The organism is Kordiimonas laminariae (assembly GCF_023008165.1).
GTDB classification, from domain to species: domain Bacteria; phylum Pseudomonadota; class Alphaproteobacteria; order Sphingomonadales; family Kordiimonadaceae; genus Kordiimonas; species Kordiimonas laminariae.
Genome location: NZ_JAKQZA010000001.1, coordinates 449,389 through 467,355, shown reverse-complemented (window position 1 = coordinate 467,355; position 17,967 = coordinate 449,389). Strand labels below are relative to the sequence as shown.

Below are 17,967 nucleotides of genomic sequence, written 5' to 3'. Positions count from 1 at the left end.
CGCGTTTGCAGTACTGGCTTCTGAAAGATTGATTGGTGTTTACTGAGCGCGTACCTGTGCCAAGAAATCATGTACATTATTTGAAATGTCGGTGGATAGCGCTTCAAGTTCCTCGGATGCTTGCTGTACGTTTCCTGATGCTTCGCCTGTCTGGTTCGCGCCGTCGCTTACCATAGCGATTTGCTCTGTCACTTCATTGGTTTTTTCAGAGGCAAACTGAACGCTACGGCTGATTTCCTGTGTCGTTGCTTCCTGTTCTTCAATAGAAGCAGAAACCGCAAGAGTAAGTTCGTTAAGACTTCCGATGGTTTCATCAATGGCGCTCATGGCTTCAACTGCCTTGCCTGTAAGGCCCTGCATCTCAGCAATCTGGTTCGTGATTTCTTCTGTCGCACCGGCTGTTTGGTTTGCGAGCGATTTTACTTCGCTTGCTACCACGGCAAAGCCTTTACCGGCATCACCCGCACGGGCAGCTTCGATAGTTGCGTTAAGGGCAAGAAGGTTGGTTTGCTCTGCGATATCATTAATCAGCTTAACCACGTCTTCAATCTTGCTGGAAGCAGCAGAGAGGGTAGAGATAGCATCAGAACCACTGTTTGCCACATTTACTGCCTCCGAAGACATACGGCCTGCATTCTGGATCTGGTTGGAAACTTCTGCAATGGATGCTGCGAACTCTTCAATGGCTGATGCCATGGTTGAGATATTGCCCTGCATTTCGTTGGAAGCGGCTGTTACCGTGCCAGCTTGATCACGGGTCATATCTGCAATAGACACCATATTTCCTGCGGTATTACGCATTTGCCCGGCATTGCCATCCAAACGGCCAATGGCGTTAGAGATGGTTTCGTCAAACTGGGCAATAAGCTGTTCCACGCGTTCCGCTTGGCGTTGGCGGCTTTCTGAAGCAAGGCGTTCTCGCTCCATCTTCTCGCGTTCTTCTTGCTGTCGTAGCTCGGACTCTCTGATTTGTGCTTGTTGTGCTGCTTCTCTTTCTTCTGTGAGCTTTTCTGATTTGGAAAGTTCATCGCGGAAGAAACTGAGAGCTTTGCTCATATCACCGATTTCATCATCACGGTCCGCATAAGGGATATCGGTATCCAGTTTGCCAGCCGCGAGTGAGCGCATAGTGCCCGTGATTTCCTGAAGTGGCGGCGCGATAGAACGGCCGATGAAACGCGCAATATATATAGCGAGGAATACGCCAGCGATAAAGGCTACAGCGAGGGAGATGTTCTGCACAAGGAAGGCATTCGACATGTTAGAATCTGTGAGTGCCTGCTCCTTTGTTTGCAGCTCCACAAGATCATTAATGGAGAACAGCACCTTCTCAAGCGGAGGCCAACTAACGCCGTCGATCTCCATTTGAATGGCTTGCTGTTGTCCATCAGTGGCATCGCTGAGCGCCAGCTCCATCTGTTCTGCAAACACTTTACTCATAGCAGTAACATTGCGGCCAAGTTCACCAGCAAGCTTCAGGCCTTCAGGGTTTTCAGCGAACAGTTTTTTTAGTTCGGCAAGGTCCTGGTTAAAGGTTTGCTCGCGTTCTTTATAAAGCCCGCTTAGAAAATCATTTTTTGTCAGCATTACACCACGGGTAAGCGCCAGCATATCTGTTACATCATACTGAACCTGGCGTAACATAGCGGTGGATTTCAGGCGGTTTGTTGCTTCATTCGCTGTGTTCTGCACATAGAGAATCTGTGCCCAGATAACGATGAGAAGCAAAGCAAAGAGCCCTACAAGAGCTCCTTGGCCGCGTGAGAGTTTCCGAGTGATTGGGAGGTTATCAAATTTTGACGTTGGTGAACCTGACATACGAGCATACCCTAACCCCCGTGATGGAGGTTTATAAATTCATTACAGTGGAAGGTAAAACAATCATGCTTCCCCAATGTTGCATGGTTTCACCAGTTTTCCACGAACCCAGTTTTTGACTATAAAGTCAAGAAACGAATAAAACCTATAATGGTTAAGAGACTGTTACAAGCCTGTACAATAAGCAAAAGCTTCATTCTACTTGCAGCTGCCCACATCTTCACGGTATATCCATAAGCGGTGGTGCCTTATATCATTGAGGTTAAAAGGGAACTCAGGATGCCAGCTTGGTTTGTCTGGGGCTGTACCCGCAACTGTGAATGGAAAGCTTTACTGCAAAACCACTGAACACATTTCTGTGTTTGGGAAGGGCAGTCAGGTGTTTGATCCATAAGCCAGGAAACCTGCCACCGTGTCGCCTTTTCACAGGCCGGGTTAGCCAGGTGAAAGCGGAAATCCGTATTGGCGACAATCCCATGATGTGTGGAGATTGTAATTGTGGCCAATATCGTATTGATATTCATAAGTTTTGTAGGGATGTTGTTCTTCTCTCGCGCTGTTGTCGCAGAGGAAACGGACCGAATAGCGTCTATTGATTTTTGCGCGGATCAATATTTGCTCGCGCTTACAGAAAATAAACGGATCGCTGGCGTTTCGGAAGATGCGGTGGGGGACCGGTCCATGTTCCGGGAAAAAGCACGTGACTTAAAGATTGTGTCCGCCAATCTTGAAGAATTACTGTTGCTTGATCCGGCCTATGTGTTGCGTTCGTGGCGGGGGAGTTCACGTGGAGACGTCCTTCTAAAAAAAGCAGGTATTGAAGCTATCCAACCGCCCTATGCTGCTACTTTTGAAGCAGCGATCGAGAATTTTGAAAAGGTAGGTGAGCTCATCGGCGAAAGGGCCAACGGCGCTAAACTACGAGCGATCTATAGCCAGCGCTTGAAAGAGTTGCAGAAGCTTTCATCCTATGGGCTTAAGGCAGTGTATGTAACGCCAAGCGGGTTCACCGCAGGCACGGAAACTTATATTTCCAAAATGATTGAGCTGGCAGGGTTCAAACCTTATGTGGCTGATTATGGGCTTCAGTATTGGGCACCGCTTTCTCTTGAGCATATTGCCAACAACAAACCAGATGTGGTGATCGCCAGTTTCTTCGGTGATGAAGATGTGCATATCTCCCACTGGAGCAGTGGCAGGCACCCTATCTATCGCCGTCTTATGGCCGATATCCCAACCATTCACCTGCCAAGCCGTTATTTTTCCTGCGGCAGTACCTTCGCGGTAGATGCTGTCGAAGATATTCGAAAGCAAGCCAAGCTGCTCGGGCTTAAAACAGAAGGAGAAAGCCGGTGAAATCTGTTTCCAGACTACAGCAGAATATGCTGCTTATCGGTCTTTCGGGGCTTCTCCTGGTTGCTGTATTAGCTTCCAGCATGTTCGGCGCTGTGAACCTGTCCCTTAGCCAAGTGATTGAGGCGCTATTTGGTGGTAGCGATACGGGTGTGAATATCATTGTGCAGGAACTCAGAATGCCGCGCATTATCCTTGGTCTTATGGCTGGCGCTACGCTCGGGTATACAGGGGCCGCACTTCAGGGTCTGCTCAGGAACCCACTTGCTGATCCCGGTGTGATTGGGGTTTCATCTTCTGCAAGCTTTGGTGCGGTGGCTGCTATTTATCTGGGGTTAAGTGCTTATTCAGCGATGGCAATTCCGGGTATGGCGATGATGGGTGCGTTGGTAGCGACCTTGATTTTGATGCTGCTTGCATCACGGGACAGCAGTGTGCTCACGCTTATTCTTGCCGGTGTGGGTATTTCCAGTATCGCAACGGCTGGCATTTCGCTCATTATGAATTTTGCGCCTAATCCTATTTCCCTTCAGGATATGATTTTCTGGATGCTGGGTTCCCTTGAGAACCGCACCTATGATGACCTGATGCTTGCAGGGCCGTTTATTATCGTCGGCTGGTTGATGATGATTGGTGTAGGACAAGGGCTTAACGCGCTTAGCCTTGGTTCAGAAGCTGCGCATACTTTGGGGATTGATCTCAAACGTCTCAGGTGGCGCGTGGTGCTGGGTACAACGCTTTCAGTAGGGGCGACGGTTTCTGTATGCGGTGCAATTGGCTTCATTGGCCTAGTGGTGCCGCATCTTATTCGGGCGCTTATTGGGTATGAACCGCGTAAACTTCTGCTTCCGAGCGCACTCGCAGGTGCTGTGCTTATGACGGCTGCCGATATCCTCACTCGCCTGCCTATTGGCCACGGCCAGCTCAGGCTCGGTGTGGTTATGGCGGTTATCGGCGCGCCAGTCTTTATCTACATAATCTTTAAAACGCGGGAGAGCATGAGATGATTGGTCTTGAGATCAATAACCTTGGCGTTGTGCTTTCTGGGAGAGAGATTGTGCGCGGCGCTAGCTTCACCGTAAAGCCCGGTGAAATTGTGGGCCTTATTGGCCCTAACGGCGCGGGGAAAAGCACGGTGATTAAAGCCATTTTGGGGCTTGTAGAAAAAGCTTCAGGCGATGTGCTTCTAAGCGGTGTTGGCACCGATGAATTTGAAGCCAAGGAACGGGCGAGGAAAATTTCCTATGTGCCGCAAGGTGCGCCGATCCACTGGCCACTTACCGCAGAACGTACGGTAGCGCTTGGGCGCACGCCGCACCTAAACCCCTGGCAGGATATGCGGGATGAAGATCAAACAGCAATCAGGAAAGCCATGAAGCAAACTGATTGCTGGCATCTGAAGGACAGGTTAGTCACCAATCTCTCTGGCGGTGAACGGGCGCGGGTAATGCTAGCGCGTACTATGGCGGTGGGTGCTGAATATATGCTGGCGGATGAACCAACTGCATCCCTCGATCCGTTTCACCAATTACAGGTGATGGATATTATGAAAGCGCAAGCGAAGGCTGGCGTGGGTGTGCTTATCGTGATGCATGATCTTAGCCTCGCGCTTCAGACCTGTGATAAGCTTGTGTTGATGCATGATGGTGCTGTGCTCGCCAAGGGTACAGCCGCTGAGGTGCTGACAGATGAGAACCTGAAAACGGCTTTCGGTGTTGCTGTTACCCGCTGGTCGGAAAATGGTCTTGAGTACATTGCCCCAAGAGCTGCAGGTTAAATCATGGTCGCGAAATCATTGATGTTTCAGGGTACGGGGTCTGATGTAGGGAAATCTATCCTCGTGGCTGGTTTGTGCCGTGCCTATACCCGGCGCGGGCTAAAGGTATTGCCGTTTAAGCCGCAGAATATGTCAAACAATGCAGCTGTTACCCCGTGTGGCGGTGAAATTGGTCGTGCCCAACACCTGCAAGCACTGGCGGCGCGAGCTGAACCTACGGTGCATATGAACCCGGTGCTTTTGAAGCCTGAAAGCGATACGGGCGCACAAGTGGTGGTGCACGGCAAGCGGTATGACCGTGCCGAAGCAGGATCTTATCAAGCTATGAAAAAGCACCTGCTTGGCGCTGTGATGGAAAGCTTCACCAAGCTTAAGCGAGAAGCTGATCTCGTACTGATCGAAGGGGCAGGTAGCCCCGCTGAGGTGAACCTCCGTGCGAACGATATTGCCAACATGGGCTTTGCGCTACCAACCAATACACCTGTTGTGCTGATCGGGGATATAAACAGGGGCGGCGTAATTGCGGCTGTTGCTGGCACGCATAAGCTACTGCCGCCCGAAGAGCAGGCGCTTATTAAAGGTACCATTATCAATCTGTTCCGCGGGGATGTACGTCTTTTTGATGGCGGGATTTTGCGCATGGAAGAAGAAACAGGATGGCCAAACTTTGGCGTGGTGCCATTCCTCAGGTGCGTTGGTGATTTGCCGCCCGAGGATGCGGTGGTGCTCGAAAAATCCGCGTATTCGCAGAAGGAAAAATTCCGTGTGGCGATACCTATGCTGCCGCGCATCGCGAATTTTGATGATATTGATCCCTTAAAGAATGAAGAAAATATTGAGGTGGTTTTCTGCAGGCCCGGTACGCCACTGCCAAGAGATGCTGATCTCATCATCATCCCTGGCAGTAAAGCCACCATCGCCGATCTCCGTTTTATGAAATCGGAAGGGTGGGATATTGATATTCTGGCCCATGCCCGCGCGGGCGGTGCTGTGCTCGGCATATGCGGTGGCTACCAAATGCTGGGTGACGTAGTGGCAGACCCAAAAGGAATTGAGGGGCAGGTAACCCACGAAAACGGCCTTGGTCTCTTGCCTATCAGTACGCTGCTGGCGGAAGAAAAACAAACCCGAGTGTGTGAAGCGACGGTGATGGGGCTGGAGGGCAGTATTACAGGCTATGAAATCCATTCGGGGGAAAGTGACGCTGGTGGTGGGTTCGAACCTTTCATGACTGTGGGCAATGAACTTATTGGTTTAAAGGCCATGGGCGCCCCTGTCTGGGGCACATATCTACATGGCCTGTTTGAAAATGGTGCCTTCAGAAAAAGCTTCTTCGCTGGTATCGGTGCGGAAATCTCGGGCGCGGATTTTGGCCCCAAGGTGGAAGCAGCGCTGGATGCTCTCGCTGACGCGCTTGAGGAGCATCTTGACCTTGATGCAATGCTGCTGCACGCTCAGTGATGGTTGACCCGCAAGCTGCCTTCGGGCATTTGGCGGTTAACGGTATTTAGCTGAAAGAAAACCTTATGGAGCAGTTGCTGACATTCTTTGATCTCGCCGGTGTGTTTGTGTTCGCCATCTCTGGTGCGCTTGCAGCTGTGCGCAAAGGTATGGATGTATTCGGCATTATGGTGCTTGCGCTTATGCCTGCCGTAGGCGGCGGTACACTCCGTGATCTGGTGCTTGGCGAGCCTGTTTTCTGGGTGCAGAATACGGCCAGTATCTGGGCAGCCCTTGCTGCAGCAACGCTTACATTTTTTGTGGCACCAAAGCTTGAAAGCCGGATGAAATGGCTCATCTGGGCGGATGCTGCGGGGCTCGCGCTTTTCTGTGTGGTGGGGGCTGAGAAAGCTTTAACCGTTTCGGGTAGTCCGCTGATCGCAGTGATGCTCGGCGTAGCAACAGGGGTTGCGGGCGGTATTGTGCGCGATATCATTTGCAATGAAATCCCTCTTGTGCTGAAAAGTGAGAGCGAGATTTATGCGACCGCAGCTTTTGTGGGCGCAGGCCTTTACTGCATCATGATTTTCTTCGCACTTCCCCCAACCTACGCCCTTTGGGCAGGTATGTTAGCCGCCTTCCTTACGCGTGCTGCTGGCATCAAATACGGCTGGCGCTTGCCGAAAGCACTTTACTAAAAGAAAAGCCCTTCAGGTTTGAAGGGCTTTCTTATTTCTAAAACTTCAGGATATGGCCGTCTTGTGGGCTGGCGGTGCCGCGGGTGACAGCATCATAAATCTCGCCCATTTTATCTGTGCCTTCTGAGGTTACGATGTTGGTCCAGCCGCTCGCTTTGGTGATGAATTTAATCCATGCGTCTGCGGTGCGGGCCTGAAAACCTTCCGCGCCCCAATCCTGCTGGCGTTTTTGGCCTTGGGCTGGTGCGAAAAACAGTGTTGGTTGCGCGCCTGGCAGGTTATCATTTGATCCCATCTGGTCCCAGTGGGAAGCGCCTACTGAGCAGCTGTATTTCAGATTATCCCCGAAATGCACATGCACATCACGGCGCACATCGCCGTTCCCGGCCATATCCACATAAACAGTTGGTTTGCTCGCGTCTAAGGTGCTGATATCACCGTAGGTAACCGTTTCACCGTAGCTGCCCATGCCTTTCACGAAATCAACATTGCCGCCTGATGTAAGGCCGATCACCTTTACACTGCCGCGCATGGCGAGAAGGAAAGCAAGGCCGTAAGCGGTTTTGGAAGAAGCACTTGAAAGCACAATCTGTTCCGCGCCGAAGAAGCCGTTGTCATCAAGGAAATCATCAATGAGGAAGCTGGTCATAAACAGTGGACGGAACACCATCTGCAGCCCTTCCATATCCGCGCGGTATGCTGGATCACCCGTTGTGCGGTTATAGAAATTATAAATGGGGCTCAGGTGTTGGCGGTGGGCGGCACCATCAAAGAAACCAGCGGCAGAGGCTTTCACTGGCTGTACCTTCAGGTGTGATGACATGGGATAGTAACCATATAGCCGTTCGCCCACTTCCACGCCTTCGCATTTTGATGCCACTACATCAGCAAAGCCCCACACTGGTACCCGGCCCATGCCTTCGCGCGCTGGGAAGAAATCCCAATATTTCATATGCACACCAAAGGCGGCATAGGTGGTGTTGTTGGCCGTGAAGGCGAAATGATCCACTTTCAAAAGCACTTCACCCTCTGCTATTTCCGTATCACCAGAGTTTTCAACCGTATGTTTGTGGATATCCGCGCGGTCCACGAGGAAATGTGTCATTTCAGTCATGCTGCTTCCCTTCAAATTTTGTTTACACTGAGGCTAGGGCAGCAGCTTTCGGTTTCAACCTAAAACGCTAATTATCCGTTCAATTGTCCAGAATGCCGCGACGGAACCTGTGGGGTAAAGTGCGAGTTTTTGTAGCTGTTTTTTATGGGTGGCGAGCGGTTTTATATGCAGTAACAGCCAGTAGAAACCATAAGCCAGCAGCACGAAAATTATCTGCCCGATTTCCACGCCGATGTTGAAGAAAGCAAGCGCCTGTAGCTGGAGACCATAAGGCAGGCCGATTTCCATGAGTGCACCGCCAAACCCGAAACCATGGAGAAGCCCAAACCCTGCGGCCACCAGAATAGGGTAGCGGTATGTGAGTGTGGTTTTATCGCCTTTCATAATTTCTGCGGCAAGCATAAGAATGCTGAAGGTGATAAGGGGTTCCACCAGCTCAGACGGCAAGCTTAGTTGCGCAAGCGCCGACATGCCGAGGGTGATGGAATGCCCAAGCGTGAAGCCGGTTACAGTTAAAAGAACCCGCTTTGGTGCGGCAGCCAACAGCATAAGGCACAGCACAAACAATAGGTGGTCATACCCTTCAAGAATATGATCTGCGCCGATGACAGTATAATCATAGGCCACGCTCCAAAAGGTGTGCGCTTCGGGAAGAGGAATTGTAAGCTCTTCGGGGCCTTTGATAATTGTGCGTTCCTCTGCTGAAAGCTTTTGGTAGAGAACCAGCGTGGAAAGCGCAGGGTTGGTGTGAGGGTAGGTGAGCGTAACCGCTGAAACACTGCCTCTACATTCATAAAGCTTTGCGCCAAGAAGCTGGGGGCGGTGGGTGCCTGCGGTTAACTGGCAATCTCCCATCAGTTCAATGTTGGGTTCAGCGCCTGTGGGTAGTACAGGCGGGATTTTCCAGCGCAGTTGCCACCGGTTCTCTGTTCCTTCAATTACTTCCACATAAACCGGCCTGCCTTCGTGTGCACCGGTGGGTAACGAGAAAACAAGCAGTAATAATCCAAATAACAGGCGCATTTAATTGGCCTCGTTTTTGCGGATGATGGTGTATTTACGCTTGAGCTTTTCAATAGCTTCCGCTTTTGCCTGGTCTCGCCTTGTGCGCCTCAAATCATTAAGCACACGGGCTGCTACCTGCTCGAGCAATGGCTGGCGTTCGGGCTTAATGTTTTGGGCATATATCAGGTGATACCCATATTCAGATTGTAGCGGCCCTTGCCATTTGCCTGTCTGTGCTGCGCTAAAAAGATATGAGGTTATTTCTGATCCGAAATGATCATTGATAAGCGCACGGGGTTGCTCAATATAATTGCGGTGGAAATAAAAGCGGTCTGCAGAGGGTGTGCTGCCTGCTTTCAGAGCCAAAAGTGCTTGTTCAGCACGATCTTTCGCGACATCTAGGCCACCTTTTTCTTTTGAGAAAAACAAGTGGGTGAAGCTGGCTTCTGCAGGCAGTGTGTAATCCCGGTGGTTGGCTTCATAAAAAGTTTTCAGTTCCTGTTCCGTAATCTGCTGATCTGCGGTGGTAAAGCCTTCAATGATAAAATCCATTTTCTGGATCAATCGCCGCCGGATGATTTCATCGTCCTTGCTAAGGCCAAGGTTTTCAGCTTCACGCACCAATATTTCATCGCGGATAAAATCAGCTTCAAGGCGGGTGCGGTGATCTGCATCCATGCTGCCTAGCAGCTGAGTACTCCTTGCCGCATCAAAGCTTTTGTTCTGGAACTGAAGGTAGGTGAGAAGGGCTTCTTCACTCACCTCAATCATGTAAGGATTGACCTCAGGTTCACCAGCTTTCAGGTTCAGGAATGCATAGAACAGCAGCCCGCCAATAACAAACTGGACGAGCGGTTCTTTTATCAGGGTGCGCATACCGGCAGCCTTACGGTTTATACCAGATGGCGGATGTGTAGGCACGTTCCTGTATCACTTCCGGGCCTTCTTCCGGCGCGTTATCCAGCCCCAGTGCTATAGCATCAAGAAGCGAATGGCGTGCGGTTGGAATTTGAAGCACCCGCACATAATAAAAGGCGCGTTCATTCGGGTTAAATTCAGGGTCGCTCCATTTGGTGATCAGCTCAGGTGTACCGATGGTGTTGTCGGTTTTTCCTGTTGTACGGTCTACCGTATCGCCAATCGCAGGCAGTTTGCCATTCGCACCGATGGTACGGCTGCCCGACCACGCAACGTCAAATACCTTTTCATGAAGTTGCCCACCAGCATCCAGCCAACCTTTTACCACTTGTACGCGGTCAAGGTTTGCGCCAACCGGATCTTTCACCGCTTGAATGAGGAATTCTGGCGTTGCGCCTTCTTCATTTGAGCTTGAGAAATCGCCGCCCATAGGCACACCGCCCGCATAGCCAACTTCTGCAATGTTACCAGCTTCAGCATCAAAACCATCAAAGCCCCAGCCAGCGAAGAAACGCACACGCATGCGTGGGCCGGTGGTGCCGTAAACTTCTTTACGTTTGAAAGCATTGAAGATGCTTTCGCGGGTATTTTCTTCTGCCCACACGGCAGCTAAACCCTGTGCCGCCATGTTCCAGCCGTTTACAGTGCGGCGGCCAATGCCGAAATCTTTTTTCGCCTCCGGTATGCTATCTCGTGCCATTTTGCCCCAGAAATTATCTTCATCAGCAGACGCCAGCCCGCTGTGGCTATCAGTAGAGCCGATCACACCAAACTGGTATGGGTTCACGCCAACTTTGCTTTCAAGCTTAAGGCCGGTTTTCAGGGCTGACCGAATATAATCTCCCTTACCCGGTTTATAGGTGTAGGGCTTTTCGCTGTTTTGGATATAGAAGCCGTAAGTTTCAAAATCAGCAAATTCATCTTCTGGTGAAAGGTTAGGGTGTGTTTCGCTGTCTCCCTTGATCTGAGTGATCTCGGTAACTGGTTCCCAGAAGCTGCGGCGGGTGGCGTATTCTTCGGTTATTGGCTCACCCTTCAGGGTGGTTTCCTGAAACATATAACCTTTGGAAATATTGGAATTATGCGGGATGGCCAAAAACTTGGCGCCTGTGCGCTCTGATGTTGCTTCAAGCCATGCCCATAGGTCTTCCGGGTATTGGCTTTCATCTGAACCGTAGGGTAGATACTGCTTGGCGGTATCGCCGCCATCAGGGGACATAACAATCCGGTGGAGATTAGCGCCCGTTGGAATACTGCTCCATTCCCAACCGATCAGGCTGGTAAATTTACCCGGTTCGTTGTGTTTTTCCGCCGCATCAACAATTTCATTCCAGGCAATTTGTTCAATGGCGTTTGTGTTGCCAAAGGTGCGGGTAGGCATGCGGTTGTTTGGATCTTGTACCGGATCGCCACCCGGGTTGGCCATTTCCTTTGGGAGCAGATCCACGAAAACATCAGCAGCCGTACCTTCTTCAATCTTATCGTTCAGGGTGTTGATAGCAAACCAGCGGTACAGGCTATCCCACCATCCCATCTCGGGCAGTTCTTCAACCAAATCAAAATTAATAGCGCGGATCACGCCCATCAGTTCTGCATGATCAGCCACCACAAGGAAATCCAGTGGGCGCTCAAGCTGCACCCGCGCCCGGTTATAAGGGTGGATCACAGGTTGGCCTTTGGCCCAGCGGTAGGCGGTATCCGGATCAGCAGACTTATTCTCGTTCATGAAGGCATCAAAGGAATAGGAAGTATGAAGGTGAGTATCCCCCCAATAAAGATTTGTGGGTTCTGTATCTTGTGCAGCCACCGTGAATGAAAGCGCGAGTAGCGCACAGCCACTAAGTAATTTCTTTATCATTTTTCCCTGCTTCCCTTTGGTTGATCCATGTCTTTGATCAATTTAAATCATATGATTTAAATAATGTGTATCATTAAATAAATGTCGGGGCAAGATGGGGTACTTTTTCACAATTTCGGGAAAACACGGCGAAACGAAAGTTAAATCAGAGGAAATGCAGGGTTCTATTACTAAAGTTTATTGACGTAACAGTGTAAGCCGCGCTTAATGTGGCCCCAGTGGCGCATGGTGGGTCAGCGCTATAAAAATCAACAAAAATGGTTACAGTTCCAAAGGGGGAACACATGAAGAATTTACTGAAAATGTCTGTTGCGACAGCAGCCCTTTTGATTGCGGGCGCATGCTCAGAAGGTACAGAAACTGCATCTGCTCCAGCAGAAGAAAAAGCAACACAGGTTGCCGCTGCAAAGCCTGAGCTTGGCACGTGGGGCGTTGATATGACAGCGCAGAAAGCCAGCATTAAGCCGGGGGATGATTTCTTCCAGTATGCAAACGGCACATGGCTCGACACATTTGAGCTGCCAGCAGATAAAACAAATTATGGTGCTTTCAACGTACTTGGTGATCGTTCTCGTGATCAGGTAAAAGCAATCATTGATGAACTTGCCTCCGGTTCATACGCGGCTGGCTCTGTTGAGCAGAAAATTTCTGATTACTACAACAGCTATATGGATGTTGAGACAATCAACAAGCTTGGCATCGCACCGCTTCAGCCAACGCTTGATTATATCGCGGGCATTAGCGATGTAGCTGGCCTTACAGAGGCATTCGGTCGTCAGGATATTGATAGCATCACATCGCCACTTGGTTTTGGTCCGGGCATTAACCGCACGAACCCTGATGCATACCAAATGAACCTTGGTTTTGGCGGCATGGGCCTTCCTGACAAGGATTATTATTTCAACGAAGCAGAGCGCTTTGTGAAAATCCGCGAAGCTTATGTAGCATATATCGAAAAGATGCTGACATTCGCGGGCGTTGAAGGCGCAGCGGAAAAAGCACAGGCGGTAATGGCGCTTGAAACAAAGCTTGCTGAAAAGCAGTGGGAACGTGCTGATCGCCGTAACCGTGATAAAACATTTAACCCAATCAATTATGCTGATCTGGCAACAGAATATCCGGGCATTGATTGGGATGCGATGTTCAAAGCAGCAGGCTATGCTGATTTTGCTGACCTGAACGTATCACAGCCATCTGCTGTGAAGGATGCGATTGAGCTGATCAACACCCTGCCGATTGAAGACTGGAAAGCATACATGACTTTCCACCTGATCTCAGATCACTCTGCGGTTCTTCCTGAAGAAATTGATCAGGCTGCGTTTGATTTCTACGGTAAAACACTTCGCGGTCAGCCACAGCAGCGTGCGCGCTGGGAACGTGCTGTTGGCCGTGTTGGTGCTCTAAATGCGCTGGGTGAAGCGATTGCACAGGTTTATGTGAAACGTCACTTCCCTGAAAGCTCTAAAGCACAAATGTCTGAGCTTGTGGAAAACCTCCGCACAGCACTTGGTCAGCGTATTGATGGCCTTGAGTGGATGGGCGATGACACGAAGGTAGAAGCACGTAAGAAGCTTGCGTCTTTCAACCCGAAAATTGGTTACCCGAACAAGTGGAAAGACCTGTCTTCCATGGAAATTAAAGCGGGTGATCTGTTCGGTAACGCCAAATCTATCCGTCTTTATAACTATGAAGATACAAAATCTCGCCTTCACAAGAAGACAGATAAAGACGAATGGTTCATGACACCGCAAACAGTGAACGCTTATTATAACCCTGCGTATAATGAGATTGTGTTCCCTGCGGCAATCCTTCAGGCACCATTCTTTGATCCGGCTGCTGACGCTGCTGTAAACTACGGTGGTATTGGTGCTGTAATCGGTCACGAAATGGGCCACGGTTTTGATGATCAGGGTTCCAAATCTGATAGCGAAGGCGTTCAGCGTAACTGGTGGACTGATGAAGACCGCACAAACTTCGAAGCGCGTACAAAAGCTCTTGCAGCTCAGTATGACAAATTTGAAGCGGTTCCTGGTAACTTCGTAGACGGTAACTTCACACTTGGTGAAAACATCGGTGACCTTGGTGGCCTTGCAATGGCGTACCACGCTTACAAACTTTCCCTTGGCGGTAAAGAAGCGCCAGTGATTGATGGTCTTACAGGCGATCAGCGTTTCTTCCTTGCATGGGCACAGGTTTGGAAGCGTAAGTACCGTGAAGCAGAGTTGATCAACCGCCTAAAATCTGATCCGCACTCACCATCTGAGTTCCGTGTGAACGGTATCGTTCGTAACATGCCAGAATGGTATGAAGCGTTTGGTGTGAAAGAAGGCGATGCGCTTTACCTAGCACCAGAAGAGCGTGTAGCGATCTGGTAATCAGGCTGTTTTAAAAAGTTTTGGAAAGGGTCGCTTATGCGGCCCTTTTTTGTTTATGCGTCCACTTTATGTATTTGCACCTTAAAACCTTCTTCTGCGGTGGGTGGTGCATAATGCTTGGTGATACGGTGGAACTGTTCTTCTGTTGCAGCAAAAGCATGCTCGCCTGCTGCGTTTCGCGCTTTTAGCCGTTTCAGACACAGATCATCCGGTGCTTCAAGAACATGAAGGGTATGGGCTGCACCAGAGTTTTTGGTGATTGAACGCATCCAGTTGCGGTTCTCAACTGTATTTGCCGGGAAATCCAGTACCACTGAAACACCAGCTTTAAGAAGCGCAGTGATGTGTGGCCCCATTATTTTCCTCAGATTGCCAGAGCGGTGTACATAGTCCGCGACTGTAGACATTTCCGCGCCGTGCAATGTGCCAAGCCAGTCGTCCTCAGAGATAAGAACAGTTTTCTCGGCCGCCGCAAGTTTTGCAGCAAGGGTTGATTTTCCAGAAGCGATTTTGCCGCACAGCATGTGCAGCGTTGGGTATGCAGGTGTCATGATAAAAACCTTGGTTTCCGCGTATGCGGTATATTTCACATAATTTAAAAAGGCTTAACCCGGCCCGATCGATCAGACCGGGATGGTAATTCGCTTTTGCTGCCGAAGGGCATTTATGTGTTTAAAGGTATTTTTCATCATAAGATATGATGTGGCATTATCCCCGCATGATTTCAAGGCTTGGGTTTATTCTGCTAGAGGCTTTTCCTGAGCGCTTAAATTAGCGGCCACTATCAGCATCCCCGATGCTATGACATCTATCCAATACACTTTCGTGAGTGACGAATTTAAGGGCTCCAACAGATGATACAGCAGAATGAAACTCAGCATGCTGGTCAATCCCATAATGCTTGCTGTGGGGCGGTGCTTTGGCTGAAAGGCTGACAGCATTATAAACCCACCAATAATGCCGAATAAAACGGCCCGGTGCTGCAAAAGAAGAAGCATGTCCTTGGGTTGCTCCGGAATCTGGTAAAGCGCAGACAATTGGTCTTGCCCCAGAACACCCATAAGCGGTGTGAAGTTAATCAGCCCAACGATTAGGTATAATCCAGTGATAAGATGCTGTTTCACGCCTATCCCTTCTATTCAACTTTAGTTTGAGGGCAGTAGGTAAGGAAAGCAATGGTGTGAAAGGTAATAAGTGTAAGTGTGAGTATGATGGATAAAAGAACCCAAAACACTGTTATCGTTATCATGAAATTAAGCATTTATTCTTTAAATTGGAGCAGTAAACATGATTCTGAATTTCAGGGGTGAAGGAAGAATGTCCGCGTTTAAGAAAATACAACAAGTTCTTAGCATAACGAAAGCTAAAAGAAATATGGCCATCGCATGCGGCTTGCTTTCTTTGATGGTTGGGCTGTGCGTGGTTTTAGGTTTTAGGTTTGATTATATTACGCCTGTAGAGCGTTATACCGCACCAATCACAACTGTTATTTTTTTCATGCTGGCTCTGGGGTTTGCGTTTCTTCCTGTCCGTTTTGATCAACGACTAGGATTTGTATTTAAAGTTTCGTCCGGGGCTATGCTTCTAAGTGGACTTTTGGAAGCCTCTTTCTTTCAAAAGGCAAATGTAGAATTTTATCTTTTGATGCTATCTCCTTACTATTTGATGCTTATGTTTTCTGATGCTAATTTAGAGAAGATAAGATGGGAGCGTTGGTTTTTTCTTGGTTCCAGTGCGGCCATTATCATCGCTCTTATTTTAGGGCCTTTTGCATGGAATGATCGCCGAACGATTCTTATGGTTGCTGCAATAATCAGCCAGTTCTCCATTCTCAAGCTTTTTGGGTTCCTTCAAATTGTGAATATCAAACTGAAGAAAACAAAAGAGCAGGCTAAAATTGCCAAAAATATTGCCGAGGCGGCGGAGCAGGCACGGCAGGAAGCTGACAGATCGAACAGAATGAAATCTCAATTCCTTGCGAATATGAGTCATGAATTACGCACCCCTTTGAACGCGATCATTGGATTTTCTGAAATGATTAGCTCGGGTGTTCAGAAGACAGATCCGTCGGGCAAAAATATAGAATATGGTCAATATATCCTAGAAGCGGGGAGTCATCTCCTGAGTATTGTGAATGATATGCTTGATCTCGCTAAAATTGAAGCGGGTCGGATGCGGCTTGATGAAGAAAACTGTTCATTACATGAAATTGTTTCGTCTACGGTGCAGGGGCTTTCACCTTTGATAGAAGAGAAGAAATTGCAACTGTTAACAGATGGTGTGGAAAAGGGTGTTTTTCTAAGTGTTGATGCGAGGATGGTTAAACAGGTTTTTGTTAACCTTATTTCCAACGCCATTAAGTTCACTGATCCTGAGGGGATAATAAAAATAACCAGCCAAGTACATGAAAGCGGTAAATTAACTGTCTCTATTGAAGATAACGGCATTGGTATGGGGGTGGCTACCATTAAGCGAGTCCTCGAACCGTTTGTACAGGGAGAGGATTCATATGCAAAAACCAAAGGGGGCACAGGATTGGGTCTTAGTTTAGCCAATGCAATGATAGTATTGCATAGAGGGGCGCTTTATATCCACAGCGAAGAAAATGTAGGCACTGAAGTAACAGTCGTATTTCCTGAAGACAGAGTGCACCGCGCATAATCGCAGGGGTTTTGTTAACCTAACCCCAACAGCCAATCTTTGAAGATATGAACCTTGCTGCTGTGTGCCATGGCGGCGGGGTATGCAAGATGGTACCCTTCTTGGCTTCGTACGGGTTCACCAAATGGGGCAATCAGGCGGCCTGCCTTCAGGTCTGCTTCCACATAAAGCTTAGGCATGATAGCAACGCCTAGACCGCTCATCACCGCTTCGATCATCATGGTGAAATTCTCAAACTTCGGGCCGGTTTTTTGGCGCGTGGCACTCATGCCTTGGGCGGCGAACCATTCGCTCCATGCAGCTGGCCGCGTTGTCATCTGCAAATGGCTGTAGCTGAAGATATCGTCTGCGCTGTAATGGGCTGGTGCGATCACGGGCACTAAATGCTCATCCAGTATCTTATGGCTGATGTAATCAGGCCAATCACCGCTCCCGTAAATAATCGCTGCATCCACCTGCGCACTATCAAAATCCTCAAACGTAAGGCCGGAGATAATATTGAGCTGCACACTGGTGTGCTTCTCCGTGAAACCACCAAGCCGGGGAATAAGCCAACGGCTGCCGAAGGTGGGCAGAAGACCGAGCTTTAAAATGTTTGCATCCGCCCCGTAGCTGATAAGCCTGCTTACAGAGCGTTCAAGCGTTTCAAGGGTTGGGGAAAGTGTGCGAAGGAATTCTTCCGCTGCGGGGGTAGGGATTAACCGTTTCCTTTCTCGTGCGAACAGGGGCTTTCCAGTGAAATCTTCCAGATTGCCAATTTGCCTGCTCACAGCACTTTGGGTGAGGTTGAGTTCCTCTGCTGCTTTGGTCACCAACCCATGCTTCATTACACTTTCGAAACATTCTAAGGCTATGAGGGAAGGTAAATGGCGACGCATCATTGCTCTTTCATTACATTTTGTAATGAATTTATCAGAATTAATCACTTCAATACAGGGTTTTTATGGTGT

General features: G+C 49.2%; 15 protein-coding genes and 1 riboswitch. Of the genes, 7 read left to right on the top strand and 8 right to left on the bottom strand.

All coding sequences use genetic code 11. The annotated features are described in order from the left end of the window. Positions 1-39: 39 nt before the first annotated feature. Positions 40-1,818 (bottom strand): methyl-accepting chemotaxis protein, encoded by a 1,779-nt coding sequence (locus tag MF542_RS02215; protein ID WP_247015486.1) that lies wholly within the window; start codon positions 1,816-1,818, stop codon positions 40-42. Positions 1,819-2,042: 224 nt separating this feature from the next. Further along, positions 2,043-2,244: riboswitch (cobalamin riboswitch) on the top strand. A gap of 72 nt (positions 2,245-2,316) precedes the next feature. Here MF542_RS02215 and MF542_RS02210 point away from each other — a divergent pair. The 5 genes from MF542_RS02210 (at position 2,317) to MF542_RS02190 (ending at position 7,086) form a co-directional block, all read left to right on the top strand. Then, positions 2,317-3,174 carry an ABC transporter substrate-binding protein gene (locus MF542_RS02210; RefSeq protein ID WP_247015484.1) on the top strand — a complete coding sequence of 286 codons (858 nt, stop codon included), beginning with the start codon at positions 2,317-2,319 and terminating at the stop codon, positions 3,172-3,174. Beyond that, positions 3,171-4,178, top strand: coding sequence for a FecCD family ABC transporter permease (locus MF542_RS02205; RefSeq protein ID WP_247015482.1), 1,008 nt, complete (start codon positions 3,171-3,173; stop codon positions 4,176-4,178). The genes MF542_RS02210 and MF542_RS02205 overlap by 4 nt, the downstream gene beginning before the upstream one ends. Then, positions 4,175-4,948 carry an ABC transporter ATP-binding protein gene (locus tag MF542_RS02200; RefSeq protein ID WP_247015480.1) on the top strand — a complete coding sequence of 258 codons (774 nt, stop codon included), beginning with the start codon at positions 4,175-4,177 and terminating at the stop codon, positions 4,946-4,948. The genes MF542_RS02205 and MF542_RS02200 overlap by 4 nt, the downstream gene beginning before the upstream one ends. Before the next feature lie 3 nt (positions 4,949-4,951). After that, complete coding sequence (locus MF542_RS02195) at positions 4,952-6,409, top strand: cobyric acid synthase (RefSeq protein ID WP_247015478.1); 1,458 nt, start codon at positions 4,952-4,954, stop codon at positions 6,407-6,409. Positions 6,410-6,474: 65 nt separating this feature from the next. After that, a complete protein-coding gene (locus tag MF542_RS02190) occupies positions 6,475-7,086 on the top strand; it encodes a trimeric intracellular cation channel family protein (protein ID WP_247015476.1) in 612 nt (203 codons plus the stop codon). Positions 7,087-7,123: 37 nt separating this feature from the next. Here MF542_RS02190 and MF542_RS02185 read toward each other — a convergent pair whose 3' ends face one another. The 4 genes from MF542_RS02185 to MF542_RS02170 are packed head-to-tail and all read right to left on the bottom strand — an operon-like array spanning position 7,124 to position 11,981. Then, positions 7,124-8,200: a DUF2855 family protein gene (locus MF542_RS02185; protein WP_247015474.1), complete on the bottom strand. Its 1,077-nt coding sequence runs from the start codon at positions 8,198-8,200 to the stop codon at positions 7,124-7,126. A 54-nt stretch (positions 8,201-8,254) separates the two neighbouring features. Continuing rightward, positions 8,255-9,223 carry a HupE/UreJ family protein gene (locus MF542_RS02180; protein ID WP_247015472.1) on the bottom strand — a complete coding sequence of 323 codons (969 nt, stop codon included), beginning with the start codon at positions 9,221-9,223 and terminating at the stop codon, positions 8,255-8,257. Next, positions 9,224-10,081, bottom strand: a complete 858-nt coding sequence (locus tag MF542_RS02175) for a peptidyl-prolyl cis-trans isomerase (protein WP_247015470.1) — start codon at positions 10,079-10,081, stop codon at positions 9,224-9,226. Between the two features lie 10 nt (positions 10,082-10,091). Then, positions 10,092-11,981 (bottom strand): DUF3604 domain-containing protein, encoded by a 1,890-nt coding sequence (locus MF542_RS02170; protein WP_247015468.1) that lies wholly within the window; start codon positions 11,979-11,981, stop codon positions 10,092-10,094. A gap of 284 nt (positions 11,982-12,265) precedes the next feature. On the opposite strand from MF542_RS02170, the gene MF542_RS02165 reads away from it, so the two are divergent. After that, the gene (locus MF542_RS02165) at positions 12,266-14,356 is read left to right on the top strand and encodes a M13 family metallopeptidase (RefSeq protein WP_247015466.1); all 2,091 of its coding nucleotides are present in this window, start codon (positions 12,266-12,268) and stop codon (positions 14,354-14,356) included. A 53-nt stretch (positions 14,357-14,409) separates the two neighbouring features. On the opposite strand, the gene MF542_RS02160 is transcribed toward MF542_RS02165, so the two are convergent. Beyond that, positions 14,410-14,946 carry a P-loop nucleotide/nucleoside kinase family protein gene (locus MF542_RS02160; protein ID WP_425531241.1) on the bottom strand — a complete coding sequence of 179 codons (537 nt, stop codon included), beginning with the start codon at positions 14,944-14,946 and terminating at the stop codon, positions 14,410-14,412. A 147-nt stretch (positions 14,947-15,093) separates the two neighbouring features. Beyond that, positions 15,094-15,480, bottom strand: coding sequence for a hypothetical protein (locus MF542_RS02155; protein WP_247015462.1), 387 nt, complete (start codon positions 15,478-15,480; stop codon positions 15,094-15,096). A gap of 193 nt (positions 15,481-15,673) precedes the next feature. On the opposite strand from MF542_RS02155, the gene MF542_RS02150 reads away from it, so the two are divergent. Continuing rightward, positions 15,674-17,017, top strand: coding sequence for a sensor histidine kinase (locus tag MF542_RS02150; protein WP_247015460.1), 1,344 nt, complete (start codon positions 15,674-15,676; stop codon positions 17,015-17,017). A gap of 14 nt (positions 17,018-17,031) precedes the next feature. On the opposite strand, the gene MF542_RS02145 is transcribed toward MF542_RS02150, so the two are convergent. Further along, complete coding sequence (locus MF542_RS02145) at positions 17,032-17,895, bottom strand: LysR substrate-binding domain-containing protein (RefSeq protein WP_281501504.1); 864 nt, start codon at positions 17,893-17,895, stop codon at positions 17,032-17,034. Positions 17,896-17,967: the final 72 nt, after the last annotated feature.